We start from the raw sequence: 23729 nt of genomic DNA, 5'->3' as shown, positions 1-23729 counted from the left end.
TAATCTTTGATCCAAGTCAGGAAAAGGGGCTAAATGCCCCTTTGAAGTCACAAGCTGGCGATTGGCGGGGTTAGCCGCGCAGGCGGGCCTGATAGCTATGATCTTTCCAATTGGCGCGGGCCAGCCACTGATCTTCCGGCTGGCGATTGGCCAGTGCGTCGTCGATTTCGACTTCATCGAACCCGCTGCGGCGCGCCATGGCGTATTGGTCGGCCAGAACATGGCCACGGGCCCGCAGACGACCGGTGTAGCCTTTCAGGCGCAGCACGCGGGCGATGGTAAAGCCACGACCATCCGCCGAAGACGGGAAGTCCACGCGGACCATGCGGGCGCTACCCAGGCGATCGACAAGCTCATCGGGGTCAGTGTCCGAGGCGACGTCCAGCGCAACCACATCATTGGCCGCGTCTTCCAGCGTGACAAAGCCATCTGTCCAGTCGTCGGGGGCGAACCCCTCATCCGTTACGATTACGTTCATGTTTTCTCTCCAGCGCGCACCATCTTGCCATCGACAAAATGAATGCCGCATTCTTCTTTGTTCTGATCGCGCCAGCGTCCGGCGCGAGGGTCTTCCCCTTCTTTGACCGGTGAGGTGCAGGGCGCACAGCCGATCGAGGGGTAACCTTTGGCCACCAGCGGATGCCGGGGCAGGTTGTTTTCATCCATATAGGCGCGCACGTCTTCGGGCGCCCAATGGGCCAGCGGGTTTACCTTGATCCGACCGGTGCCGTCTTCGACCTCAAAGAAGTCAAGCGCGGCGCGTGTGCCAGACTGGAACCGCTTCCGACCCGAGATCCAGCCGTCATAGCCCGCCAAAGCACGCTGCAGCGGGAAGGTCTTGCGCAGGTTGCAGCAGGCATCCGTGTCGCTCAGGCGCAAGGCGCCGTAGGGGTCTTCGCGCTGAACATCCTCATCATCTGCGCGGATGATGTGGACGTTCTTCAGGCCAAGCCGATCTGAAACGTCCTGCTGATATTCCAGCGTTTCGGTGAACAGCATCTGCGTGTCCACAAACAGGACCGGCGTGGCTTTGTCGACCACGGCTGCCATGTGCAACAACACCACCGATTCCGCCCCGAAGCTGGAGACCAAAGCAAGCTCTTCGATTGCCTCCAACGCGCCATGCATGACGTCATGGGCACTGTGGTGGCGGAACTGGGTGTTCAGCGCTTCGACCTTTTCGGTCAGCTCCGCGCGGTCAGCCCCCAGTTCCGTCTGGATCAGGTCAAGCGGCATTCGCTCGCGCCTCGGGGTAGAGGGCAGCCTTGAACGGCGCCATGCCTACGCGGCGATAGGTTTCAAGGAATGTCTCTTCGGCGCTGTCACGCTGTTCCAGATAGGTTTCGACGATGCGTTGGACGGCAGGCACGATCTCATCATAGGCAAAGCCCGGGCCGGTGCGGTCGCCAACGGCTGCAGTTTCGGTCGCGTCACCACCCAGAGTGATCTGGTAGTTCTCGACGCCTGCGCGATCCAGACCCAGGATGCCGATGTGCCCCACGTGGTGGTGACCACATGCGTTGATGCAGCCCGAGATCTTGATCTTCAGGTGACCGATATCATGCTCAAGCTTCAGATCATCGAAACGGGTCGCGATTTCCTGTGCAACCGGGATTGAACGGGCCGTTGCCAGCGCGCAGTAATCCATGCCGGGGCAGGCGATGATATCGCTGATCAGGCCGATATTGGCGGTGGCCAGTTCGTACTCTTTCAGCTTCGCATGGATCGCAGGCAGGTCCGACTTGTGGACATGGGGCAGGATCACGTTCTGCTCATGGCTGATACGCAGCTCGTCATAGGCGAACTCTTCGGCCAGATCAGCCATCACACGCATCTGCTCAGCTGTCGCATCGCCCGGCGTCTGACCGTGCTTCTTGATCGAGATGGTGACGATCGCGTGGTCCGCGTTCTTGTGCGGCGCAATGTTGGTGTCGACCCACGAGCGGAAGACCGGATCGTTGGTGTAAGCGCTTTCAAACGACGCAACCGAGGCTTCACGGAAGGTTGGCGGGGCAAAGTGGCCCTTGATCTCTTCCAACAGGTTCATATCCGCGCCTTTGAACTGCGGGCGAACCTGCAGGAAGCGCTCGTTGACTTTGGCGCGGATGGCGTCGATGCCGTGCTCATGCACCGTGATCTTGATGCGCGCTTTGTACTTGTTGTCGCGGCGGCCAATCTGGTTCCACACGGAAACGGTGGCCTCTAGATAAGCCAGCAGGTCGTCAAAGGCGACGAATTCGGACAGTTCTTTACCGATCATCGGCGTACGGCCCAGGCCACCACCCACGATAACGCGGGCACCCAGAACGCCGTCACGCTCGACCAGTTGCAGGCCGATGTCATGCGCCTTAATCACGGCACGGTCGTTTTCCGAGCCGGTGATGGCGATCTTGAACTTACGCGGCATGAACTGGAATTCCGGGTGGTCGGTCGACCACTGTCGCAGCAGTTCCGCATAAGGGCGCGGGTCGGCGACCTCATCCGCGGCGGCACCGGCGAAATGGTCGGCGGTCACGTTGCGGATTGTATTGCCCGAGGTCTGAATAGCGTGCATGCCAACCTCAGCCAGCGCGTCCAGCATGTCTGGCACGTCGTTCAGTTTCGGCCAGTTATACTGAATGTTCTGACGGGTGGTGAAATGGCCGTAGCCCTTGTCCCACTTCTCGGCCAGCAGGGCCAGTTGACGCATCTGCGCGCTGGAGAGCGTGCCGTATGGAATGGCAACCCGCAGCATATAGGCATGCAATTGCAGGTACAGGCCGTTCATCAGGCGCAGGGGTTTGAATTCATCCTCGGTGAGCGAGCCGTCAATGCGGCGCTCGACCTGCGCGCGGAACTGCGCGTTACGTTCTGCCAAAAATGCTGTGTCGAACTCGGAGTAGCGATACATGATTAGCTGTCCTTAGTTGCAGCCCCGAACCTTGGGGCCTTGAGTAGGGGAGAGAGACGGGCCAGAGGTTAGGCCCGGGGCTGCGGGGAAGTTTCCTGTTTGCCGTGGGCATAGTTGGACGGACCAGTGCGGCGGAAGTCTTCCCGGAAATGGGTGGGCTCGGGGCCGTTGTCGCCGGCGACGGCATCGGCAAGATAAGCACCAACGATCTTGCTGGCCTGACGTGTTGCATCCAGCAGGCGGACCTGCGCGTGGGCTTCGTCGGTGATCAGCTCGGCCTCGGACAATTCGCGTGACCAGCGATCGTCTTCGGTCAAATAGATAACGTCACCTTCCAACAAGTCGTTGGCGGTCACCACTTTGGGGGTAAAAGCGCGGGCCATCAGGCGTGCTCCTTCTTGAATTCGGTCAGGGCCACGGCCGCCTGGCGCGGGGCGAGGCCATAAAATGTCAGGGTAGGGCCGTCCATTTCGGCGGCGTTCAAATCGGTGGGCAACTGGTCCAGCGTTGTTTCCAGAATGCGCTGGTCGGGGCGCGTAGCGTTTTCGACCAATGTCACCGGTGTCTGGCGATCTGCGCCGTGCATGATCAGGCGGCCTTGAATAAAGCGGGCGGACTTTTTACCCATGTAAATCGCTGCAACCGAACCCGTGCGCGCTAACGCGGTCCAGTCGTGATCCGCAAACCCTTTCATGTCATGGCCGGTCAAAAAATGAACCGAAGAATTGCGGCCACGCCGTGTCAGGCTTTGACCGATTCCGGCAACCGCTGCCGACGCAGCCGTGATGCCCGGAACGATCCGCCACGATATGCCAGCAGCCTCAACCGCTTCGATCTCTTCATCTAGGCGTCCAAACACGGTCGGGTCGCCGGACTTCAGGCGCACGACGCGCTGACCTTTCAGGGCGTGTTCAACTAGCAGGGCGTCAATGTCTTCTTGTTTCCAAGACGGGCCGAAACCAGCCTTGCCGACATCGACCAGAACAGCGGTCTTTCCGGCCAAGGCCAGGACCTCATCACTGATCAGACGGTCATGCAGAACAACGTCCGCGCGCTCGAAGGCGTTCAGTGCCTTGAGCGTCAGCAATTCCGGATCGCCCGGACCCGCGCCGACAAAGTCGACATGTCCTGTGCCATCATATGATTGCGTAAGCTGCATTTCGTGTCCCGAGTGTGGTTTGACTTGTGTTGCAATATAGGAAATATTCCCGCCAATGCGCCATATAGGCGAACAAATAAGGACAAATGTTCCGCGCCAACGGCAAAACGGGACATTGGTTTCGAAACGAAGGGAAATTTGGAATGTCGGTGCGGATTGATGATACGGATCGGAAAATTCTGGTCGAGCTGCAGCGGGACGCCAGTCAATCGCTGGACGAAATAGCCGCTCGTGTCGGCAGTTCCAAGACCCCGGTCTGGAATCGGATACGCAAACTGAAAGGGGCCGGAGTGATCGGTCAACAGACCGTTTTGCTGGACGCCGAAGCGCTGGGATTTGAAGCTACGTTTTTTGTTCTGATCCGAACGTCGGAACACGAGGCTGACTGGCAGCATAAGTTCCTGAAAGCTCTGCGGGACAGGCCCGAAGTGCAAGAGGCGCATCGGCTGGCCGGGGACATCGACTATATCCTAAAGGTGCGGGTCAAGAACGCGCGTGCATATGACGAATTCTATCAGGCGCTGATTTCGGAAGTGCGCGTGCACAACGTGACCGCCTTGCTGTCGATGGAAGAAATCAAGTCCACCACCATGTTACCTCTGAAAGCGCTGATCGAAAGCTAGGTCTGCACCATTAGTTTGGTCAGCCCGTGAAAATGGTAGGTATTCGAATACTCGGGCTCGGCGCTCAGGCGAAGGTTCGGATATCTGTCGAACAGCGTGGACAGTGCGATGCGCATTTCCATCCGTGCCAGAGGGGCGCCAACGCAAAAGTGCAGGCCGCCACCGAAACTGGTGTTCGTGACGATGGCGCGGGTGGGATCGAACCTGTCCGGGTCGCTCCAGACCGCAGAATCCCGGTTCGCAGCGCCCAGTAGTAGCGCGACCTCATCACCACGTTTGAAACTGTACCCAAATGCGTCGATGTCTTCATAGGCATAGCGAGTGAACATGTGCAGCGGCGGGTCATAGCGTAAAATCTCTTCTACCGTGCGGTCGATGCTGTCCGGCGCAAAGTATTGCGGTCCGATGCCATTTTGCAAAACGGTCTTTACGCCGTTTCCAAGTGAATGCACCGTCGCTTCGTGCCCGGCATTCAAAAGCAGAATGCAGGTGGCGACCAGCTCTTCGCGTGACAGCTTTTCGCCATCCGCTTCGGCCGCGATCAACCGTGTGATCAGATCGTCCTGCGGATCGCTGCGGCGCTGCTCGATGTAGTCGATCAGAAAGTCGGAGAATTCCTGGGATGAGGCTGCGGCAGCGGTCTCAGTCTCGGGCGTACGGCTGGCTTGATACATTGCCACCATATCATGTGACCAGCGTAATAGGCTGGGTGACATATCCTCGGGCACGCCCAAGAGGCGGCAGATCGTGATGACCGGAACTTGGGTGCAAAAGGTAGAGAGCAAATCGAACGGCTGGTCGGGAAATGCGTCAATCAAAGAATGGGTTAGGTCGTGGATCGAAGGTTCCAGTGCCGCAATAGCACGGGACGTGAATGCCCGCATCACCAATGCACGCAGGCGTGTGTGTTTTGGCGGTTCGGCTTCCAGCAACGAATGCGCCTCGACCGCCAGCCAAGGGGCAAGATGCGCCGGACCAGGGGTTTGCATTTCCTCGGGTACTTCCCGACCAAAGCGGCGATCTTTCAGCAGGGCCGAGACCGCCCGCTGGGATACTGCGGCGACCTTCCCATATTCCTTCCAATAGACCAGATCACCGCTCGCGCGGGCCTGATCATAGAACGGGTAGGGGTTCTGCACGAATTCCGGATCGACCGGAGATTGAAATACCGTCTTCATGCGGCGCAGACTTGCCATGCGGCGCGCCGAATGCAAGACCCTATATCATGCAACGCGTTTGGGTCATTCTAGGATTTTTGTTTGCTGTCGGCCTGTTGACCGCAGGGGTCTGGTCCTATGGCTATCGTCAAGCGCTGTCGCAGCTCAGCGAAAAGGCCGAGGCTGACCTTGAACTGGCTGCCGACCGGCTCAGCACTCAGATGCAGGTCTATCAGGAACTGGCCGTGCTGATGGCCACGCATCCGGTCCTGCGCGCCCTAGAGACACCGGTGCAACAACAGGCAGCGCGCGCGATATTGCTGGACGTCGCCGACAAAACGTCGGCCGTCAACATGATGTATCTTGACCGAAGCGGGCAGGTGCTGGCCTCGGCGCAGCCGGTTGAGTGGCCAAACATGGCAGACCACCCCGCGTTTCGGCGCGCATTGCAGGGCGCAATGGGCAGCGCGCATGGGGTTGTGGAAAGCAGCGGAGATCGCACCTATTCTTACGCCGCCCCGGCCTTTGGCGATGCTGGTCAGGTCGAGGGTGTATTAATCGTTGTGGCCGATGTGCAGGATGTGGAACAGACCTGGCGCGGCAGTACCGAGGCGGTGTTCTTCACCGACGGGGACGGTGTCGTGTTTATCTCAAACCGATCGGATTTGTTGTTTTGGCACCGGGATGAGGGTCAATTGGGCCTGACACCTCCAGACGGCGGGGTGGTCGATTTTGCCTCGGTTCTGGTCGGTCCGCACGAGGTCTGGGAACTGAATTGGGGGCGGTATCTGCCTAGCCGCGCTTTACACCTGATGCTGGACTTGCCGGTGATCGACATGACGGCTGAGGTTCTGGTCGATGTGGCCCCCGCGCAGCGTTTGGCGGGGTTGCAGGCGGCGACCGTTGCTGCAATCTGTCTGGCCTTCGGCGCGCTGTTGTATCTGGCGACCGAACGCAGGCGCACATTGGCTGAGGCCAACACGATTCTGGAAAGCCGGGTCGCGCAACGGACGCATGCGTTGACAGCTGCAAACACCGCACTGCGCCATGAAGTGCGTGAACGTGAAGACGCAGAAGCGGCTCTGAAACACGCTCAGGAAGAGCTGATCCAGGCCGGTAAACTCAGCGCGTTGGGTCAGATGTCGGCGGGTATCAGTCACGAACTGAACCAACCGCTGATGGCAATTCAGCAATTCGCAGATAATGGCGCGGCTTTTCTATCCCGCGGCCGGGATGAGAAAGCGTCGGAGAACCTGACGCGTATCTCTGCCATGGCGGCGCGCATGGCGCGTATCATCAAGAACCTGCGTGCCTTTTCTCGCAACGAAAGTGAACCGATGGGCAAGGTTAACCTGGTTCAGGTGATCGATACGGCGGTAGAGTTAACCGAGGCGCGGTTGCGGACCGAGTATGTCCGTATGGATTGGGCCCCGCCCAATAGCCCGGTTTACGCATGGGGTGGCGAGGTGCGGTTGGTTCAGGTGTTCGTCAACCTGATTAACAATGCCGCCGACGCGATGAGTGGGCAAAACGACCGCCTCATCCGCATTGCGATCGACCGCGGCGACAAGCTGGCCGTGACTGTCCGCGATATCGGCCCGGGCATCGAAAACTCGGAAAAACTGTTCGAACCGTTCTATACGACCAAGGCTGTCGGATCCTCTGAGGGGATGGGGCTTGGGCTTTCGATTTCGTATGGTCTGGTGCAAAGCTTTGGAGGTAATATCCGGGGCGCAAATCTGGACACCGGGGCATTGTTTACGGTCGAGCTTGAGCCTTTCACGGAGCACGAGGTCGCATGACGCGGAAAATTCTACTGGTTGATGACGACGCTGCCGTCCGCGAAGCTTTGGCGCAAACGCTTGAGCTGGCAGATTATGATCCGGTTACGGCGGGATCCTTTGTGGCAGCTAAAGACCATATTCGCGCCGACTTTCTGGGTGTGATCGTTTCGGACATCCGTATGCCGGGCCGGGATGGTTTTCATCTGCTGAACTATGCGCGCGAGGTCGACCCCGACTTGCCCGTTGTCCTGCTGACCGGTGAGGGCGACATCCCGATGGCGGTGCAGGCCATGGGACAGGGAGCTTTTGACTTTCTGGAAAAGCCATGTGCGGCGGCGGACCTGCTGCCCGTGTTGGAACGTGCCTTTGACGCGCGTGCGCAGGTGATCGAACAGCGTGCCCTCAAATCAGAGCTTGAGCGCGGCGATCCGGCAGCGCGGCTTTTGTTCGGCCTTTCGGCACAGGCCGAGGCCCTGCGTGAACGGGTCCGATCCGTCGCCCCCACCGGGGCAGAAGTTCTGGTAACCGGGCCACCGGGCAGCGGGATATCGAAGGTGGCCGAAGTCGTTCATCTGATGTCGCCGGTCGGGCAGGGGCCGTTCGTCAAGCGCCCGGCCTCAGGGCTGACGCCCGAGGGGTTGGTACGCGTGTGCGAAGATGCGGCCGGTGGGTCGTTGTTCTTGGATGAGGTTTCGGCCATGCCAGACGCCACGCAATACGCCGCGCTTGAAATGATAGAGCAGGGCACCGGTTCACGGATTGTCGCGGGAACAACCGCAGATCTGGCGGTGCTGTCAGAGCAGGGCCAATTCAATGCCGACCTGTTTTATCGCCTGGATGTCATGCGTGTGCGCATCCCGTCGCTGGCGGAACGGCCGGAAGATATACCAGTGATCTTTCGCCATTATGTCGCGCAAGCGGCAGAACAGGCGGGCATTGCCGAGCCCGAGATCACCTCGGAGCAACTTGCGTCATTGATGGCCAGCGATTGGCCGGGTAACGCCAGATCGCTGATGTCGGCGGCGATGCGGTTCGTGTTGGGGATGCCGGAAGAGGTTGCACGTGCCGCCGATCTGGGGCTGAACGAGCAAATGGCACGCGTAGAGCGGTCGTTGTTGATTGCGGCGTTGGGTCGGCACAATGGCAAAGCCTCGGATGCGGCAAAAGCATTGAAACTGCCGCGCAAGACTTTTTACGACAAACTGGCGCGCTTTCAGATTCGCCCAGAAGACTATCGGCGCTAACGGGGGCACCCGCCGCCTTTGACTGCATTATCATGCATTTAAAGGCGTTGGGCCGGGCAGCCTGCATTCGCAGGCTGCGGGTAGTCACCAGAGAATCAGGGGGTGAGTCGTTCGATCTGATTCGAAGTGCGTGCGGAAATCCGCACAGCCGGGGGAATAAATGTGCGGATTTTCGCACAACGGGTAGTGTCACTGCCTTTTGATGGCGGGGAAGTGCCTTCTAAAACTATGAAGTAAAACAAAAATATTTGAACTTTCCGAATTTCGAACAAAAAGTTGAGCGGTGCCCCTTGATTCGCTTCACTGCGCCACATGAGACGCCGATCTGGCGTTGACTGAAGGTTTCATGGAAGTCTGGGAGGAAAAGACAGATGAAATTCCTGACAACTGCCGCGACCGCGCTGGCGTTGAGTGTTACAGCAACCGCCGGTATGGCCGCGTGTGATGACGGCGAGATTGTCGTCAAGTTCGCGCATGTGACGAACACGGACAAACACCCCAAGGGCATCGCGGCATCGCTGCTGGAGCAGCGCGTCAATGACGAGATGAATGGCGTGATGTGCGTTGAGGTCTATCCGAACTCAACGCTCTATAACGATGACAAGGTGCTTGAAGCAATGCTTCAAGGCGATGTCCAGCTGGCCGCGCCGTCGCTGTCGAAGTTCGAGAAGTTTACCAAGCAATTCCGTCTGTTCGACCTGCCGTTCATGTTCAAGAACATCGACGCAGTTGATGCATTCCAAGCTTCGGCTGATGGTCAGGCCATGAAGGACAGCATGCAGCGCCGCGGCCTGCAAGGGCTGGCGTTCTGGCACAATGGCATGAAACAGATGTCGGCCAACAAACCGCTTGAGGCTCCGTCGGATGCCGAAGGCCTGAAATTCCGTGTTCAATCCTCGGACGTTCTGGTAGCCCAAATGGAAGCCATTGGCGGCAGCCCGCAGAAAATGGCGTTCTCGGAAGTTTACGGCGCGCTGCAGCAGGGCGTTGTGGATGGCCAAGAAAACACCTGGTCGAACATCTATGGCAAAAAGTTCTTCGAAGTGCAGGACGGTATCACCGAGACCAACCATGGCATCATCGACTATCTGGTCGTGACATCGGTTGACTGGTTGGACAGCCTTGATCCCGAGGTGCGCGATCAGTTCCTGACGATTCTGGGCGAAGTGACCGAGACACGGAACAAGGAAGCCTTCTCGGTGAACGAAGCAGCCAAGGCTTCGATCACTGATGCCGGCGGAATCATCCGCGAACTGAACCCCGAACAGCGCCAGGCCTGGGTCGATGCGATGAAGCCCGTTTGGGACCAGTTTTCCGACGACGTAGGTCAGGATAAGATCGACGCCGCTCAGGCCATCAACGCCGGGTTCTGATCCCGATTGAGGCCGCGTGTCCAAAGACTGGGGAGTGGCGGACACGCAGGCTGGGCGGGCCGTAATTTGGCCCGCCACACCTAACTCTCATCACCAATAATGTGGGGACAGAAAAATGTCTGGTTCGAAACCCGGCCAAGGCGGGCTGGTCGACCATATCGAAGAGACCATGATTGCCGCCCTGTTGGGCGTGATGACGGTCGTAACCTTCGCCAACGTGATCGCGCGTTTTGTGTTCAATTCCAACATCTTATGGGCGCTTGAGCTGACGGTTTTCACCTTTGGCTGGCTGGTGTTGCTGGGGGCCTCTTATGCGGTCAAGAAACACGCGCATCTGGGTGTTGATGCAATCCTGAACATGCTGGCCCCGGCGCCGCGCCGCATTCTGGCGCTGATATCGGTGGCGTGTTGTCTGGTGTTCTCGCTTCTGCTGCTGAAAGGGTCGTATGACTACTGGGCCGTGTTTGCGGACCTGCCGCCCACCTCGGGCCGCTGGTTCCCGACCGGGTTCAATTTCGACGCACGCAGCCAGAGTTTCTACGAGGTCGACGATATCCCGATGGTCGCGCCACTGCGCTTCCTCGAGGATCTGATCAACTACGGCGAGGGGTATGAAAAATTGCCCAAGGTGGTGCCGTATTTGGTGCTGCCGGTGTCGATGCTGCTTCTAGTGATCCGCTTCGCTCAGGTCGCAGTACAAATCTGGCGTGGTGAGACCGACCGTCTTGTTGCCAGTCACGAAGTCGAGGACGAGATCGAAGAAGTCCGGGCTCAGCAAGGAGAGCATGACTGATGGACGTCGTACTTCTTTTCTCTATGGTCATCGGCCTGTTGCTGATCGGTGTGCCGATTGCGGTAGCCCTGGGTCTCAGCTCGACCCTGTTCCTGTTGATCTACTCTGACAGTTCGTTGGCTTCGGTCGCGGGAACCCTGTTCGAAGCCTTTGAAGGCCACTTCACTCTGTTGGCGATCCCGTTCTTCATTCTTGCATCGTCCTTCATGACGACCGGTGGAGTGGCGCGGCGGATCATCCGCTTTTCCATCGCCTGTGTCGGGCACTTGCCGGGCGGCCTGGCGATTGCGGGTGTCTTTGCCTGCATGTTGTTTGCCGCGCTGTCGGGATCGTCTCCGGCGACTGTTGTGGCCATCGGTTCCATCGTCATCGCCGGTATGCGGCAGGTTGGCTATTCCAAGGAATTCGCTGCGGGAGTGATCTGTAACGCGGGTACACTGGGCATTCTGATCCCGCCGTCCATTGTCATGGTGGTGTATGCCGCCGCCGTTGAGGTCTCGGTCGGGAGGATGTTCCTTGCGGGCGTCATTCCGGGCCTGATGGCGGGTCTGATGCTGATGGTCACGATCTATGTGATGGCCAAAGTCAAGAACCTGCCCAAGGGTGAATGGAAGGGTTGGGGTGAGATATTTACTTCGGCCCGCGAAGCTGGTTGGGGCTTGTTTCTGATCGTCATCATTCTGGGTGGCATCTATGGCGGGATCTTCACACCGACCGAAGCCGCTGCCGTCGCTGCCGTCTATGCCTTCTTTATCGCCAGCTTTGTCTACAAGGACATGGGGCCCCTCAGCACCAATGGGGACGGGCAGAACATTCCGCTGTTGAAAAAGCCCTATGCTTTGGTCACGGCGTTCTTTCACCCTGACACCAAGCACACGCTGTTTGAGGCCGGTAAGTTGACGGTGACGTTGCTGTTCGTCATCGCTAACGCGCTGATCCTCAAGCACGTGCTGACCGATGAACAGGTGCCTCAACACATCGCTAGTGCAATGCTGTCGGCGGGTTTGGGACCAGTCACCTTCCTGATTGTGGTCAACGTGATCCTGCTGATCGGTGGTCAGTTCATGGAACCTTCGGGACTGTTGGTCATCGTGGCACCTCTGGTGTTCCCGATCGCCATCGAGTTGGGCATCGACCCGATCCACCTGGGCATCATCATGGTGGTCAACATGGAGATTGGGATGATTACGCCTCCGGTCGGACTGAACCTGTTCGTGACTTCGGGCGTGGCTGGTATGCCGATGATGAGCGTTGTGAAGGCGGCGCTGCCGTTCCTGGCCGTATTGTTCGTCTTCCTGATCATGGTGACGTACATACCGTGGATTTCGACCTTCTTGCCTAATACCTTTATGGGTCCGGAAATCGTGACGAACTAGCGGGTATACCTGCGACAAGAAAGGCCGGGTCTATGCCAGACCCGGCCTTTTTTATATGCCGCCATTTTTGAGTATTCCGCACCCAGAGCGATCCCGCGATAGGCAAGGTGACGGCGTGTCCTCCAGTAACGGATGCCGTCATCTGAGGGCAGGAATCACCGATGGGCGCAACAGATACTGGGTTTTTCGGGTCGCGCCGCGTTGGAGGTTTTGATCTGCACGCCGCGCCCTCTTGAATACAGGGCAAGAGAATTTATGTACGGGAAAGAGGACGACCTCGCCTTGTTGGCTGATCATTCGGGACGACCCGAAGAGATGTGAGGTGTCTCTATGCCCTGGATGTTTTTGTTATTCGCTGGCCTTCTGGAAATTGTCTGGGCCGTCGCCATGAAGCAATCCGCCGGTTTCACGCGCCTATGGCCTACGGCTTTGATGGGTGCGTCAATGATCGGGTCGTTCGGGTTGCTTGCCCTTGCGATGCGGGATTTGCCCTTAGGCACGGCCTATACGATCTGGACAGGCATCGGCGCCGTTGGTGCCTTCATGGTCGGCGTGATGTTTCTGGGTGAGGCGCTGACCGCGCCCCGCCTGATCGCGGCGGCCCTGATTGTGGCCGGGCTGGTGACGATGAAATTGGCTTGAGCTTAGGCCTTTTGCAGGGCGTCGATAATGCCAGAAAAGTCTTCGGCTTTCAGGCTTGCGCCGCCCACCAGCGCCCCGTCCACGTTGGAAACTGCAAAGATTTCGGCTGCGTTGCCCGGTTTGACCGAACCGCCATAAAGTAACCGGACCGAGCGGCCGACACCTTCGCCAAATCGACGCTCAAGCCGGGCGCGGATGAAGTCGTGCACTTCTCCGATCTCGTCCAGCGTTGGGACTTTGCCGGTGCCAATGGCCCAGATTGGTTCATAGGCGACGACCAGGTTCTCACCGGTCGACTGATCTGGGATCGAGCCGGACATCTGACCGCCGATGATGTCCAGTGTGTTCGCGGCCTCGCGCTGTTCCAGGCTTTCGCCGACGCAAATGATGGCTTTCAGGCCCGCGTCCATTGCGGAACGTGCTTTGGCGCGGACATCCTCATTCTGCTCGCCGTGATCTTCGCGCCGCTCTGAATGCCCAAGAATGACGGTGCTTGCCCCTGCATCAACCAGCATCTGAGCACTGACATCGCCGGTATGTGCGCCGGATTCGGCTGCATGGCAATCCTGACCGCCGACGGTAATTCCGGTGTCTTTTACCGCCTCTGCCGCGCGATGCAATAGCGTTGCCGGTGGGCAAATCAGGACGTCTACTGATGCATCAGGATACGATGTAGCCAGCGACAGAAGCTCGGGCAATGCAGCCGCGGTTCCGTTCATTTTCCAGTTTCCAGCTGCCAGCCTGCGCCGCATAACGCGTACCCCCAAATAAGTCGTTGTTTGCTCATCGGATAACACTACCAGCCGAGCCTGACAATTCCGGTTGCAAAGGTCCGACCACAACGGCAGGTTCCGCGTCATTGTGGAGGGCAGCATGATCGACGATCTGGATCTGAGAAAACTGGATGAACGCGAGGCTTCAGAGATGGCAATGCTGCTGCATGCCATTGGTGAGGTTGGGTTTTTAACGGTGTCGAACACCGGGTTGAACGCCGATCAAGTCCGAAACGTGATCGAGGCGTATCGCGACTTCTTCCATTTGCCGGACGTCCAGAAAAAAACCGTTGATATGGCGATGACGGGTTCAAACCGAGGGTGGGGCGCGCCGCGATCAGAACAGGTCGACCCAAAGGCCAATCCGGATTTCAAGGAAGTGTTCGATTGCGGTTACGAATTGCCTGCGGGAAATTCTTATGCCGGAAAAGGGCTCAGTGTTTATGCACCAAACCTGTGGCCGAACAGTCCCGTGGATTTCCAGGATATTATCAGAGCTTACTACAGCGACGCCTGCAATGTGGCGATGCGCGTTCTTCGGGCCATTGCGGGCGCTTTGGGCCGGGATGAACTCAGTTTTGATCGTGCCTTTGACACGCCAATGGCCCTGTTACGCGGGAACTACTATCCAGAACGCCCGGCATGGGCAGGTGATCGGGATTTTGGCATCGGGGCGCATACAGACTATGGGTGTCTGACATTGCTGGCCACAGACGGGGTCTCAGGGCTTGAGGTCCGCATGCCGGATAACAGCTGGCAACCTGTCTCTGCGGCGCCTGGTACATTCATCATCAACTTTGGAGAGATGCTGGAATTCTGGACCGCCGGAAAAGTCAAAGCCACCGAGCACCGCGTCATAGGCGGGACGCAGGAACGCATTTCGGTCCCACTGTTCTTTAACCCGTCCTACGACACCAACGTTGCTCCGCCAAACTCAGGCAAAACGATCAGCGCAGGTGACCATCTTACGCGGCGCTACAACGAAACCTATCTGCACCTGCAGGCGACTTAGTTTTGTGTGGAAAGCGTCTCGTCAAATTTGATGGATTCACCGCAACCGCAAGCGTCCACAACATTCGGGTTGCGGAACTTGAAGCCAGACTCCAGTAGCGAGACCTCATAGTCGATTTCAGTTCCGAACAGAAACATCTGCGCCATTGGCGCGATCATGATGCGGGCACCGTCCTGTTCGACCACTTCGTCGTTGGTATCGGCCTCATCCACGTAGTCCATGGTGTATTCCATGCCGGCGCAGCCGCCTTTTTTGACGCCAATGCGCAATCCGGCATGACCGCCGGACGCCATCAGGCGTGCGATCTGCTCGGCCGCTTTGGTCGTCATTGTCACGGCCTGTTTGCCGGGAATGCCAAACATGGTGGTCTCCGTTGCGCTACGTTATCCCCAATCTAGGGCCGAGAGGCGTCAGGCTCAAGACATAGCAGACCTGCTGACCTAAGTTTTACCGGCAGTGACGCGGCCAAACGACCAATTGCCACAGCAAACTTGCGTCACTCCCGGTCTTCGCCTTAGCTTGACGATTGTGACAGGACATTTGAGCGAAGGGCGAAAGAAGATGGCGAAGAACAGGCATTTCCGCAGAAAAATCATAACGATGCAAGCTGTAGCCGCAGTCTTTCTGACCGCAGGTCTGGCACATGCAGCAACGGATAGCGCACGGCATCCGGTGAATTGCGCAACAGCCGAGGGGGATCTTCGGGCCATCGCCGCAGAAAAGAAGCACGCAGAAGACCAGCAGGCAGAAAGTATCATTGCGATCACTCCTGCCGGTGCATTGCTGGGACTGGTCACGGGAACCGAGCAAAAAAGGCTCAGTATGTTGAATGGCGATTACGTCAAAGAGCTGGATCAACGCGCGGCCGAGATAAAATCGACCTGCGGCGTGGAATAGGCCGCTCGGGCCCTTTGACGTAAAAAGGGCTGCCTCGGTTTATGGACAGCCCTTTTTGTTATCCTTCAATGCTTTACTTGGTAAAGCTAACCGAAATTCTACATGAATCCCAGTTCAAGACGTGCTTCGTCTGACATCATCTCCATGCCCCAGGGGGGCTCCCATGTCAGCTCTACGTCAACCTCTTTGACGCCAGCGACCGGTTCGATGGCTTCGACAATCCAGCCTGGCATTTCACCGGCGACCGGGCATCCGGGCGCGGTCAGTGTCATGATGACCTTCACCGCGTTTTCCTTGGTGATATCGATCGTATAGATCAGACCCAGATCGTAGATATTCACCGGAATCTCGGGATCGAAGACAGATCTGCAAGCCTCGACCACGGAATCGTAGAGTGGATGATCGATGGTCGAAGGCGCGATCAGCGGCGTACCTTCGAACTGTTCACTTGGATGGGTCATTCGTGCCTCGGGGCTGTTACCTGAGAAATTATATAGGGAAAGGCTGGGGCAGCGTCCAGTGGTGCCGTGTGGCCCCCGGGACGCTGCGTCGATTTGGATCAATCGTTGATATCGTGGCGGAAGGTTTTCACCTGGCCATGGGGCAGGGCGAACATGCGCCGCAGGATCAGCCAGGCCACAAGCGATAGGGCCGCAAAGATCAACAGCAGAACTGCCAAGCTTGGGGCAAAACTGGGGATCACAAGCAAAAGCCCTGTGACTGCCGCGCCAATCGCAAAGCCAAGAAAGATGAACCCCGGCAAGACGATCTCAAGTATGCCCAGAGCCAACGCTCCGGCCAGCCAGAGCCACCATGTCAGCCAGATGGGGTCAGCCATTACTTTCCTCCTTTCAACATCTTGAAGGCATCGCCAAACGCCTCCAGCGCATTGGCGGGAACCACGATGGTCTGCGACCCGGTGCCGTTACCCAGCGCGTTCAGGGCTTCGACTTGCTTCAATGCGACCTGATATTGGGCGGCCTCGATACCATTGTCCTGAATGGCCTTGGCGACTACGCCGGTTGCATAAGCTTCAGCCTCGGCCTGGATACGGCGGGCTTTTGCGGTCTGCTCGGCCGCATAAAGTTCCGCGTCCGCATTCAATTCGACCGAACGTTTCTGACCTTCAGCCTCGGTCACCTGCGCGCGGCGGGCACGTTCCGCGTTCAACTGCTGCAACATAGCATCGCGTGTGGCCTGATCCAGATTTACGTCCAGAATCTCGGCGCGGGTGACTTCGATCCCCCAGTCGTCAACGGCAGTTTCGACGCTTTCCTGAATGCGTTCAATTAGTTGCGCGCGATTGGACTGCACCTCATCCAGATCCATTTTACCGATTTCGGCACGGACGATACCTGCAACGGTTGTTGCAATCGCTCCGTCGACGTCACGGATACGGTACACGGTCTTTTCCGGTTCAAGAATGCGGTAGAACACCGAGGTATCGATCTGAACCAGAACGTTGTCCTTGGTGATCGCGTCCTGCGTCGCATTCGGCAGCTGGCGTTCAAGAATGGATATCTTGTGGCGTGCAACATCAAGAAAAGGAACGATAAAGTTTATTCCGGGGCCAAGCACCGAGTGCAGGCGGCCAAAGCGTTCAACCACGTATTTTTCGGACTGAGGCACAATTTTGATGCCTTTGAAAATAACGACGACAATCAGAACTGCCGCAAGCAGGTAAATGATGTTCGATGTTAGCAACCCAATGATCTGTTCTTCGGTCATATCTGTCCTCTGTATTATTGTGTACTATGGTATACACTTGGGGATTGACTCGCCCATTTTCAACTCTGGTATGGCGGGAATGGGGATAGATGCAAATCTCTGAAAACCACAATGTAGCGTGGAATATTTTGAATGTGGCTGCTTTGCATCCGGTTGTGATTGCGCTATCGGGCGGGGATGAAACTGATAATTGATACAGATCCGGGCATCGACGATGCGATGGCCATTGCCTATGCCGCCGCTGCACCTGAAATCGACCTGATCGGCCTGACCACGGTTTTCGGCAACACGCATGTGCACCAATCCAGCCGCAACGCGCGGTTCTTGCTGCATAAACTGAGATTGGACGCGCCAGTAGCCGAGGGGGCGCCGCTTCCAGTTGGTGCGACCACGTACGACCCGTCCGAGCATGTGCACGGCCCCGAAGGATTCGGTGATTTGACTGACATCCCGCAAATTGGTGAAAATCACCCCCTTACAGCGGCCGAATTCCTTGTCGAACAGGCGCGGGAACACAAGGGTGAGTTGGTCGTCTGCGCCATTGGTCCGCTGACGAATATCGCCGATGCCATGCGGTTGGATCCAGAGTTTGCGGGCAACATCAAGCGCCTGGTGATTATGGGCGGTGCCGTGTTTTGCCCTGGAAACATCACGGAGCATGCCGAGGCCAACATCTATCACGATGCGCAGGCCGCGGATGCAGTGTTCGCGTCTCCACCAGATACTGTTCTGGTCGGCTTGGATGTCACGCTGAAAACTCTGTATGAGACCGCAGATTTTGATGCTTTGGCCATACGTTCCGCTGACATGGGCGGTTTCCTGCGCGACATCTCGAAATTTTATCTGAAGTTCTACAAGGATATCGGCGGATTGGAAGGGTGCGGCCTGCACGACTCGACGGCTGTGATTGCCTGTACCCACGAACCCATGTTCGAGATAGTCGAAACCGGGCTTCAGGTTGAGGTAGATGGTCCGCAAATCGGGGCAACCCGACCGGATGCCAATAGACCAATGGTGCGCGTATGCCGGGATGTGGATGGGGCAGGGGTTGTCAGCCTGTTCACTGACCGCGTTGCGTCCTTGCCCTGACGGCTTGCAATACCAGCGAAGATCGGGCAATTGCTGCCCGGTTCAGCGACCCTGAGGCATTCACATGACAGACCGTTTCTCTTTTGACCTGAAGGCCACGGACGGCAAGGCCCGTACCGGAGTAATCAATACTCCGCGCGGGGAAGTTCGCACGCCGGCCTTTATGCCGGTTGGCACGGCGGCAACAGTCAAAGCGATGATGCCGGAAAGCGTACGCGCCACAGGGGCGGACATCCTGTTGGGCAACACATATCACCTTATGCTTCGCCCGACAGCCGAGCGGATCGACCGTCTGGGCGGGTTGCACAAGTTCATGAATTGGGAACGGCCGATCCTGACGGATTCCGGTGGGTTCCAAGTCATGTCGCTGGCCGGGTTGCGCAAGCTGACCGAAAAAGGCGTGACCTTCAAATCTCATATCGACGGTTCGCGCCACGAATTGACGCCTGAACGGTCGATGGAGATTCAGCGCCTGTTGGGGTCCGACATCGTCATGTGTTTCGACGAATGCCCAGCGTTGCCCGCTGACCGGGATCGCATTGCCGAGTCGATGCGCCTGTCGATGCGGTGGGCTGAGCGGTCGCGTGATGCTTTCGGGGATCGCCCGGGTCATGCCTTGTTCGGCATTCAGCAGGGCGGACTAGAGCAGGATTTCCGCGAGGAATCGGCCGAAGCGCTGAAAGAGATCGGTTTTGAGGGCTACGCCGTCGGTGGACTTGCCGTGGGTGAAGGCCAAGAGGCGATGTTCGACGTGCTGGAATTTGCGCCGGATATGCTGCCGGTCGACAAGCCACGTTATCTGATGGGCGTTGGAAAACCGGATGATATCGTCGGCGCCGTTGCGCGCGGCATTGACATGATGGATTGCGTGTTGCCGTCCCGTTCGGGGCGCACAGGGCAGGTATTCACGCGCTACGGCGTGGTGAACATTAAGAATGCCCGCCATTCCGACGATCCGCGCCCGTTGGATGAACGCTGTACGTGTCCTGCCTGTTCAAACTACTCCCGCGCCTATCTGCACCACGTGTTCCGCTCGAACGAGATGATCTCGGGTATGCTGCTGACCTGGCATAATCTGCACTATTTCCAAGAGATCATGCAGGGCATGCGCGACGCCATCGCCGCCGGAACATTCGATGCGTGGCAGGTCGAGTTCCACGCACAGCGCGCGCAGGGGGATATTGAGCCAGTCTAGGCATGGCGAGGTTTGGGAAGGTTCCTAACCTTCCCAAAACAGACTGTTAACGCCTAAAACCAAGCAGTGAACGCCGTTTTTTGTTCGGCGCTTGACCGAAGTCATAACCAAAGCTCTCAAAAAAATCCCGGACTTCTTTTGTAAGCATTCCGCGACCAGTCGCGTATTGGGGTAAGTCGAAACCACCGCCGTAATTCAATTCAACAACAACGGGGCCTGACTCAGTAATTGCGATGTCGGTGGATTGATACCGTATCGGCGCAAAGGTTCGGGCAGCACGGCTGTTTATCTCGCGCAATTCTTGCCAGTAGGGCAATTGCATTCCCATCAAACCGGCTGTTTCGGGGTGATCTTCCAGAAAGGTAACCTCCATGCCATCACGCCGAGTGACGGTAGTGATTTTTCCAGTCTCGGGGTCAATCGCACAAGCTAGATTACCGGGGCGCCAAAAGGCATCAGCGATATTGTCGTTTTGGGGCAGCTTGATCACTGCGATCGGACAAAAAACGTCGTCCTCGCGAAGCAGGTTCACCATTCTAATCGTGGCCAGAGCAGAAGCATACGGGCTGAGGGCGGAATGATTATGAAGCAAAGGTTGCAATACATACGAGTTCTGCCCAACGGTTTCTGACAAGAATTCTTCGTATGGTACAGGGTTCATCCCCGCGCATGTTAAAGTATCATTATTAGCGTTCTGGATTCGGAATGCGCCAAAGCTGACCATCCCTTCAGTAATTTTCCCAAACAGGCCCGTATGTAGATTATCCAGTGCCGTTTCGCGTAGATCATCCGCAGTGCAAATCTTTTTTATGCCTGGAAATACACGTGAGGTTTGGTCGATTACGCCCACAATGTCCGGGACCGGCACATCCACCGCATTGAGCAGAGTTGTCGCTACTACTTTGTCTTCAGCTGCGCTTTGCCAGCCAGTGTGGTTGCATATATGTGTGATTGGCCAGTGAAGATCGTTTGAAATGTACTCGGATCTTTGGGCGTCCGAGAACCGATCAGAATGATGCAGCCCGTTACGCACATATTCGGCCATGTTCAATCTGCTGTGCGACTTGGCTATTTTGTTAAACTCGCGCTGAATCTGAACTGGGGACCGGCCGGACGATTTTGCCGCATGTGTTAGCAACGCGGTATGATCAGAGTCTCGGGCAGACAAATACTTTTCATAGTCAATATCCGCGGCGCTTGTGGGGTTTGACGTTGTCATGGCAGAGATCTCCACGTTCGATTTATTGGTTCCATTTTGGAAACTGTTTTGAGCGGAAAAATGGCAGTTTTATGACTTGTTGCCGGAATATTTGGTTTGGTTCCTGCAGAGATTGCCGGACAAGGTATTCTCTTCTATCCAGCTCGGCCCCAGAAATTAGCTTCTGTTGTCCTGTTATCGGCTTGCCGATCTTTCTGGTTCGCGTCATGGTGATGGTCAAAAGGGAAGGTTGAATTGTGTGCCCATGTGCACCATTTCTTCACTCTAAAGTACAGGAGACGGACAGGCGTTGCCTCGATGAGGGACCAGAGCCGTCTTGCCAATGATAAGGATAGAGCATGCAAGAGCCCCTGAACTCATCATACCCAGTGCTGCCGCTGCGCGATATCGTGGTTTTCCCGCATATGATTGTGCCGCTGTTCGTAGGTCGGGAAAAATCCGTCCGCGCGCTGGAAGAAGTGATGCAGGACGACAAGCAGATTCTGTTGTCCAGCCAGATCGACCCGAGCGACGATGACCCAACCGAGGACGGCATCTACCGGTCCGGTGTGCTGGCCAATGTACTGCAATTGCTGAAATTGCCGGACGGCACAGTAAAGGTGCTGGTCGAGGGCCAAGCCCGTGTGATGATCACGGAATTCCTTGAAAACGAAGAGTTCTTTGAGGCCCGCGCCGAGTATCTGACCGAGATTCCGGGTGACGTGACCACGACCGAGGCACTGCAGCGCACGGTTGCGGATGAGTTCGAGCGTTACGCGAAAGTACGCAAGAACATCCCCGAAGAAGCGTTGACCGTGGTTGGGGAATCCACCGAACCGGCAAAGCTGGCTGACCTTGTGTCGGGTCATTTGGGTATCGAGGTTGAGCAAAAGCAAGACCTGCTGGAAACCCTCAGCGTGAGCGAGCGGCTTGAGAAGGTCTATGGCCTGATGCAGGGCGAAATGTCGGTTCTGCAGGTCGAGAAAAAGATCAAGACCCGCGTCAAAACCCAGATGGAGAAGACGCAGCGCGAGTACTATCTGAATGAGCAGATGAAGGCCATTCAGAAGGAACTTGGCGATGGCGAAGACGGCAGCAATGAAGTGGCCGAACTGGAAGCCAAGATCGAAGAGACCAAGCTGTCGAAGGAGGCCCGGGAAAAGGCCGAAGGCGAGCTGAAAAAGCTGCGTAACATGAGCCCGATGTCGGCTGAGGCTACCGTCGTACGCAACTATCTGGACTGGATTCTGGCCTTGCCGTGGGGCACCAAATCCCGCGTCAAAAAGGATCTGGGCCGCGCGCAGGACATTCTGGATGCCGATCACTATGGCCTTGAGAAGGTCAAAGAGCGGATCGTCGAGTATCTCGCCGTACAGCAGCGTTCGAAAAAGCTGAAGGGCCCCATCATGTGCCTTGTCGGCCCCCCGGGTGTGGGTAAAACCTCACTTGGTAAGTCGGTTGCACGTGCGACGGGGCGTGAGTTCATCCGCATCTCGCTGGGTGGCGTACGCGACGAATCCGAGATCCGTGGCCACCGTCGGACCTATATCGGTTCGATGCCCGGTAAGATCATCCAGGCGCTGAAAAAGGCGAAGACCACGAACCCGCTCATCCTGCTCGACGAAATCGACAAGATGGGGCAGGACTTCCGTGGTGACCCGGCTTCGGCGATGCTCGAGGTGTTGGACCCGGAACAGAATAGCACGTTCATGGACCACTACCTTGAGGTCGAATATGACCTGTCCAACGTGATGTTCCTGACCACATCCAACAGCTACAACATGCCTGGGCCTTTGCTGGACCGGATGGAGATCATTCCGCTGGCCGGTTACACCGAGGACGAAAAAAGTGAGATCGCCAAACAGCATCTGATCAGCAAGCAGGTGAAGAACCACGGCCTGAAGGCCAAGGAGTTCGAACTGACCGATGACGCGCTGCATTCGATCATCCGCACTTACACGCGGGAAGCTGGCGTTCGGAACTTAGAACGTGAAATCGCCAAGGTGGCGCGGAAGTCGCTGACCAAGATCATCAAAAAAGAGGCGGAATCAGTAACGGTGACGCCAGACAATCTGGATGAGTTCCTGGGCGTTCCCAAGTTCCGCTATGGTTTGGCCGAACAGGACGATCAGGTTGGTGTTGTCACCGGTCTGGCGTGGACATCGGTCGGTGGTGATCTGCTGCATATCGAGGCGCTGAAACTGCCGGGCAAGGGTCGGATGAAGACAACCGGCAAGCTGGGCGATGTGATGAAGGAATCCATCGATGCGGCGTCGTCTTATGTGCGGTCAATTTCGCCTCAGATTGGGGTGAAGCCACCCAAGTTCGACAAGATAGACATCCACGTGCACGTGCCGGATGGTGCGACTCCGAAAGACGGGCCTTCGGCTGGTCTGGCCATGGTGACCTCGATCGTATCCGTGCTGACCGGTATTCCGGTTCGCAAGGACATCGCTATGACGGGTGAGGTTTCTTTGCGTGGCAACGCGATGCCGATTGGTGGTTTGAAAGAGAAACTGCTGGCGGCCCTGCGCGGTGGCATCAAGACTGTTCTGATCCCGGAAGAGAACGAAAAGGACCTGGCCGAGATCCCGGACAACGTGAAAGAAGGTCTGAAGATCATTCCGGTAGAGCACGTGTCCGAAGTTCTCAAACTGGCGCTGGTGCGTGAGCCGGAAGCGATTGAGTGGGATGAGGCTGCCGAAGAGGCTGCCGCAGCCGCTGCAAAGGCCACTGAAAGCGCAAGCCCGTCTGCCACGACGCACTAAGCGATAGGCGATAGACAAAGAAAAGGCG

General features: G+C 57.1%; 24 protein-coding genes. 12 read left to right on the top strand and 12 right to left on the bottom strand.

Features of this window, described 5'->3' with window-relative positions; translation table 11 throughout:
* Window positions 1-70 precede the first annotated feature (70 nt).
* The 5 genes from AC2FGC_RS02285 to cobA form a co-directional block, all read right to left on the bottom strand.
* The gene (locus AC2FGC_RS02285) at window positions 71-478 is read right to left on the bottom strand and encodes a DUF934 domain-containing protein (protein WP_496781356.1); all 408 of its coding nucleotides are present in this window, start codon (window positions 476-478) and stop codon (window positions 71-73) included.
* Entirely contained in the window at window positions 475-1236 is a 762-nt protein-coding gene (locus AC2FGC_RS02280) for a phosphoadenylyl-sulfate reductase (protein WP_109311607.1), read from the bottom strand. The genes AC2FGC_RS02285 and AC2FGC_RS02280 overlap by 4 nt, the downstream gene beginning before the upstream one ends.
* Complete coding sequence (locus tag AC2FGC_RS02275) at window positions 1226-2890, bottom strand: nitrite/sulfite reductase (RefSeq protein WP_496781355.1); 1665 nt, start codon at window positions 2888-2890, stop codon at window positions 1226-1228. The genes AC2FGC_RS02280 and AC2FGC_RS02275 overlap by 11 nt, the downstream gene beginning before the upstream one ends.
* Before the next feature lie 68 nt (window positions 2891-2958).
* On the bottom strand, window positions 2959-3273 hold the full coding sequence (locus AC2FGC_RS02270; RefSeq protein ID WP_170557547.1) for a DUF2849 domain-containing protein: 315 nt from the start codon (window positions 3271-3273) through the stop codon (window positions 2959-2961).
* Window positions 3273-4049 carry a uroporphyrinogen-III C-methyltransferase gene (gene cobA, locus AC2FGC_RS02265; protein ID WP_496739888.1) on the bottom strand — a complete coding sequence of 259 codons (777 nt, stop codon included), beginning with the start codon at window positions 4047-4049 and terminating at the stop codon, window positions 3273-3275. Before cobA ends, AC2FGC_RS02270 begins: the two co-directional genes overlap by 1 nt.
* A gap of 143 nt (window positions 4050-4192) precedes the next feature.
* Between cobA and AC2FGC_RS02260 the strand changes: the two genes are divergently transcribed.
* Window positions 4193-4672, top strand: a complete 480-nt coding sequence (locus tag AC2FGC_RS02260) for an Lrp/AsnC family transcriptional regulator (RefSeq protein WP_058271489.1) — start codon at window positions 4193-4195, stop codon at window positions 4670-4672.
* On the opposite strand, the gene AC2FGC_RS02255 is transcribed toward AC2FGC_RS02260, so the two are convergent.
* The gene (locus AC2FGC_RS02255) at window positions 4669-5850 is read right to left on the bottom strand and encodes a cytochrome P450 (RefSeq protein ID WP_496722611.1); all 1182 of its coding nucleotides are present in this window, start codon (window positions 5848-5850) and stop codon (window positions 4669-4671) included. The two genes, AC2FGC_RS02260 and AC2FGC_RS02255, sit on opposite strands and share 4 nt — an antisense overlap.
* Before the next feature lie 47 nt (window positions 5851-5897).
* Here AC2FGC_RS02255 and AC2FGC_RS02250 point away from each other — a divergent pair, with 47 nt between their 5' ends.
* From AC2FGC_RS02250 to AC2FGC_RS02225, 6 genes are all read left to right on the top strand, one after another.
* Window positions 5898-7631, top strand: a complete 1734-nt coding sequence (locus AC2FGC_RS02250; RefSeq protein ID WP_496781354.1) for a sensor histidine kinase — start codon at window positions 5898-5900, stop codon at window positions 7629-7631.
* Window positions 7628-8857 carry a sigma-54-dependent transcriptional regulator gene (locus AC2FGC_RS02245; protein WP_496781353.1) on the top strand — a complete coding sequence of 410 codons (1230 nt, stop codon included), beginning with the start codon at window positions 7628-7630 and terminating at the stop codon, window positions 8855-8857. The genes AC2FGC_RS02250 and AC2FGC_RS02245 overlap by 4 nt, the downstream gene beginning before the upstream one ends.
* 371 nt (window positions 8858-9228) lie before the next feature.
* The gene (locus AC2FGC_RS02240; RefSeq protein WP_109311602.1) at window positions 9229-10230 is read left to right on the top strand and encodes a DctP family TRAP transporter solute-binding subunit; all 1002 of its coding nucleotides are present in this window, start codon (window positions 9229-9231) and stop codon (window positions 10228-10230) included.
* Window positions 10231-10345: 115 nt separating this feature from the next.
* Window positions 10346-11023 carry a TRAP transporter small permease gene (locus AC2FGC_RS02235; RefSeq protein WP_058271493.1) on the top strand — a complete coding sequence of 226 codons (678 nt, stop codon included), beginning with the start codon at window positions 10346-10348 and terminating at the stop codon, window positions 11021-11023.
* On the top strand, window positions 11023-12399 hold the full coding sequence (locus AC2FGC_RS02230; RefSeq protein ID WP_496722617.1) for a TRAP transporter large permease: 1377 nt from the start codon (window positions 11023-11025) through the stop codon (window positions 12397-12399). Before AC2FGC_RS02235 ends, AC2FGC_RS02230 begins: the two co-directional genes overlap by 1 nt.
* Window positions 12400-12729: 330 nt before the next feature.
* Window positions 12730-13041, top strand: a complete 312-nt coding sequence (locus tag AC2FGC_RS02225) for a DMT family transporter (RefSeq protein ID WP_496776692.1) — start codon at window positions 12730-12732, stop codon at window positions 13039-13041.
* A 2-nt stretch (window positions 13042-13043) separates the two neighbouring features.
* Here AC2FGC_RS02225 and tpiA read toward each other — a convergent pair whose 3' ends face one another.
* Window positions 13044-13793, bottom strand: a complete 750-nt coding sequence (tpiA, locus tag AC2FGC_RS02220) for a triose-phosphate isomerase (protein WP_496781352.1) — start codon at window positions 13791-13793, stop codon at window positions 13044-13046.
* 121 nt (window positions 13794-13914) lie between these two features.
* Between tpiA and AC2FGC_RS02215 the strand changes: the two genes are divergently transcribed.
* Complete coding sequence (locus AC2FGC_RS02215; RefSeq protein ID WP_496781351.1) at window positions 13915-14826, top strand: isopenicillin N synthase family dioxygenase; 912 nt, start codon at window positions 13915-13917, stop codon at window positions 14824-14826.
* Here AC2FGC_RS02215 and AC2FGC_RS02210 read toward each other — a convergent pair.
* A complete protein-coding gene (locus tag AC2FGC_RS02210; RefSeq protein WP_496781350.1) occupies window positions 14823-15188 on the bottom strand; it encodes a HesB/IscA family protein in 366 nt (121 codons plus the stop codon). The two genes, AC2FGC_RS02215 and AC2FGC_RS02210, sit on opposite strands and share 4 nt — an antisense overlap.
* 199 nt (window positions 15189-15387) lie before the next feature.
* Here AC2FGC_RS02210 and AC2FGC_RS02205 point away from each other — a divergent pair, with 199 nt between their 5' ends.
* Window positions 15388-15723: a hypothetical protein gene (locus AC2FGC_RS02205; RefSeq protein ID WP_496781349.1), complete on the top strand. Its 336-nt coding sequence runs from the start codon at window positions 15388-15390 to the stop codon at window positions 15721-15723.
* Between the two features lie 98 nt (window positions 15724-15821).
* On the opposite strand, the gene AC2FGC_RS02200 is transcribed toward AC2FGC_RS02205, so the two are convergent.
* The 3 genes from AC2FGC_RS02200 to AC2FGC_RS02190 all read right to left on the bottom strand — a co-directional run bounded on the left by AC2FGC_RS02200 (window position 15822) and on the right by AC2FGC_RS02190 (window position 17451).
* Window positions 15822-16184 carry an SUF system Fe-S cluster assembly protein gene (locus AC2FGC_RS02200; RefSeq protein WP_058271500.1) on the bottom strand — a complete coding sequence of 121 codons (363 nt, stop codon included), beginning with the start codon at window positions 16182-16184 and terminating at the stop codon, window positions 15822-15824.
* A 98-nt stretch (window positions 16185-16282) separates the two neighbouring features.
* The gene (locus tag AC2FGC_RS02195) at window positions 16283-16561 is read right to left on the bottom strand and encodes an NfeD family protein (protein ID WP_113788870.1); all 279 of its coding nucleotides are present in this window, start codon (window positions 16559-16561) and stop codon (window positions 16283-16285) included.
* Entirely contained in the window at window positions 16561-17451 is an 891-nt protein-coding gene (locus AC2FGC_RS02190) for an SPFH domain-containing protein (RefSeq protein WP_282151106.1), read from the bottom strand. Before AC2FGC_RS02190 ends, AC2FGC_RS02195 begins: the two co-directional genes overlap by 1 nt.
* A 177-nt stretch (window positions 17452-17628) precedes the next feature.
* Between AC2FGC_RS02190 and AC2FGC_RS02185 the strand changes: the two genes are divergently transcribed.
* Both AC2FGC_RS02185 and tgt read left to right on the top strand, forming a co-directional pair.
* Window positions 17629-18540 carry a nucleoside hydrolase gene (locus tag AC2FGC_RS02185; RefSeq protein ID WP_496722630.1) on the top strand — a complete coding sequence of 304 codons (912 nt, stop codon included), beginning with the start codon at window positions 17629-17631 and terminating at the stop codon, window positions 18538-18540.
* 64 nt (window positions 18541-18604) lie between these two features.
* Window positions 18605-19735 carry a tRNA guanosine(34) transglycosylase Tgt gene (gene tgt, locus AC2FGC_RS02180; RefSeq protein WP_496781348.1) on the top strand — a complete coding sequence of 377 codons (1131 nt, stop codon included), beginning with the start codon at window positions 18605-18607 and terminating at the stop codon, window positions 19733-19735.
* Between the two features lie 46 nt (window positions 19736-19781).
* Here tgt and AC2FGC_RS02175 read toward each other — a convergent pair whose 3' ends face one another.
* Window positions 19782-20954 (bottom strand): sugar-transfer associated ATP-grasp domain-containing protein, encoded by a 1173-nt coding sequence (locus tag AC2FGC_RS02175; protein ID WP_496722634.1) that lies wholly within the window; start codon window positions 20952-20954, stop codon window positions 19782-19784.
* 338 nt (window positions 20955-21292) lie between these two features.
* Between AC2FGC_RS02175 and lon the strand changes: the two genes are divergently transcribed.
* Window positions 21293-23701 carry an endopeptidase La gene (gene lon, locus AC2FGC_RS02170; RefSeq protein WP_496781347.1) on the top strand — a complete coding sequence of 803 codons (2409 nt, stop codon included), beginning with the start codon at window positions 21293-21295 and terminating at the stop codon, window positions 23699-23701.
* Window positions 23702-23729: the final 28 nt, after the last annotated feature.

This window comes from Ruegeria sp. CDSC054 (assembly GCF_059610645.1).
Note: the sequence above shows the minus strand (reverse complement) of the source record. Positions and strands in the feature narration are given on the sequence as shown.

Excerpts from the sequence above, each read along its gene's own strand:
- AC2FGC_RS02285 (WP_496781356.1), bottom strand. The coding sequence starts at position 478 with ATGAACGTAATCGTAACGGATGAGGGGTTCGCCCCCGACGACTGGACA.
- AC2FGC_RS02230 (WP_496722617.1), top strand. The coding sequence starts at position 11,023 with ATGGACGTCGTACTTCTTTTCTCTATGGTCATCGGCCTGTTGCTGATC.
- tgt (WP_496781348.1), top strand. The coding sequence starts at position 18,605 with ATGACAGACCGTTTCTCTTTTGACCTGAAGGCCACGGACGGCAAGGCC.
- AC2FGC_RS02185 (WP_496722630.1), top strand. The coding sequence starts at position 17,629 with ATGAAACTGATAATTGATACAGATCCGGGCATCGACGATGCGATGGCC.
- AC2FGC_RS02225 (WP_496776692.1), top strand. The coding sequence starts at position 12,730 with ATGCCCTGGATGTTTTTGTTATTCGCTGGCCTTCTGGAAATTGTCTGG.
- AC2FGC_RS02210 (WP_496781350.1), bottom strand. The coding sequence starts at position 15,188 with ATGTTTGGCATTCCCGGCAAACAGGCCGTGACAATGACGACCAAAGCG.
- AC2FGC_RS02175 (WP_496722634.1), bottom strand. The coding sequence starts at position 20,954 with ATGACAACGTCAAACCCCACAAGCGCCGCGGATATTGACTATGAAAAG.
- cobA (WP_496739888.1), bottom strand. The coding sequence starts at position 4,049 with ATGCAGCTTACGCAATCATATGATGGCACAGGACATGTCGACTTTGTC.
- AC2FGC_RS02205 (WP_496781349.1), top strand. The coding sequence starts at position 15,388 with ATGGCGAAGAACAGGCATTTCCGCAGAAAAATCATAACGATGCAAGCT.
- AC2FGC_RS02195 (WP_113788870.1), bottom strand. The coding sequence starts at position 16,561 with ATGGCTGACCCCATCTGGCTGACATGGTGGCTCTGGCTGGCCGGAGCG.
- AC2FGC_RS02190 (WP_282151106.1), bottom strand. The coding sequence starts at position 17,451 with ATGACCGAAGAACAGATCATTGGGTTGCTAACATCGAACATCATTTAC.
- AC2FGC_RS02260 (WP_058271489.1), top strand. The coding sequence starts at position 4,193 with ATGTCGGTGCGGATTGATGATACGGATCGGAAAATTCTGGTCGAGCTG.
- AC2FGC_RS02235 (WP_058271493.1), top strand. The coding sequence starts at position 10,346 with ATGTCTGGTTCGAAACCCGGCCAAGGCGGGCTGGTCGACCATATCGAA.
- AC2FGC_RS02275 (WP_496781355.1), bottom strand. The coding sequence starts at position 2,890 with ATGTATCGCTACTCCGAGTTCGACACAGCATTTTTGGCAGAACGTAAC.
- tpiA (WP_496781352.1), bottom strand. The coding sequence starts at position 13,793 with ATGCGGCGCAGGCTGGCAGCTGGAAACTGGAAAATGAACGGAACCGCG.
- lon (WP_496781347.1), top strand. The coding sequence starts at position 21,293 with ATGCAAGAGCCCCTGAACTCATCATACCCAGTGCTGCCGCTGCGCGAT.
- AC2FGC_RS02200 (WP_058271500.1), bottom strand. The coding sequence starts at position 16,184 with ATGACCCATCCAAGTGAACAGTTCGAAGGTACGCCGCTGATCGCGCCT.
- AC2FGC_RS02255 (WP_496722611.1), bottom strand. The coding sequence starts at position 5,850 with ATGAAGACGGTATTTCAATCTCCGGTCGATCCGGAATTCGTGCAGAAC.
- AC2FGC_RS02240 (WP_109311602.1), top strand. The coding sequence starts at position 9,229 with ATGAAATTCCTGACAACTGCCGCGACCGCGCTGGCGTTGAGTGTTACA.
- AC2FGC_RS02280 (WP_109311607.1), bottom strand. The coding sequence starts at position 1,236 with ATGCCGCTTGACCTGATCCAGACGGAACTGGGGGCTGACCGCGCGGAG.
- AC2FGC_RS02270 (WP_170557547.1), bottom strand. The coding sequence starts at position 3,273 with ATGGCCCGCGCTTTTACCCCCAAAGTGGTGACCGCCAACGACTTGTTG.
- AC2FGC_RS02250 (WP_496781354.1), top strand. The coding sequence starts at position 5,898 with ATGCAACGCGTTTGGGTCATTCTAGGATTTTTGTTTGCTGTCGGCCTG.
- AC2FGC_RS02245 (WP_496781353.1), top strand. The coding sequence starts at position 7,628 with ATGACGCGGAAAATTCTACTGGTTGATGACGACGCTGCCGTCCGCGAA.
- AC2FGC_RS02215 (WP_496781351.1), top strand. The coding sequence starts at position 13,915 with ATGATCGACGATCTGGATCTGAGAAAACTGGATGAACGCGAGGCTTCA.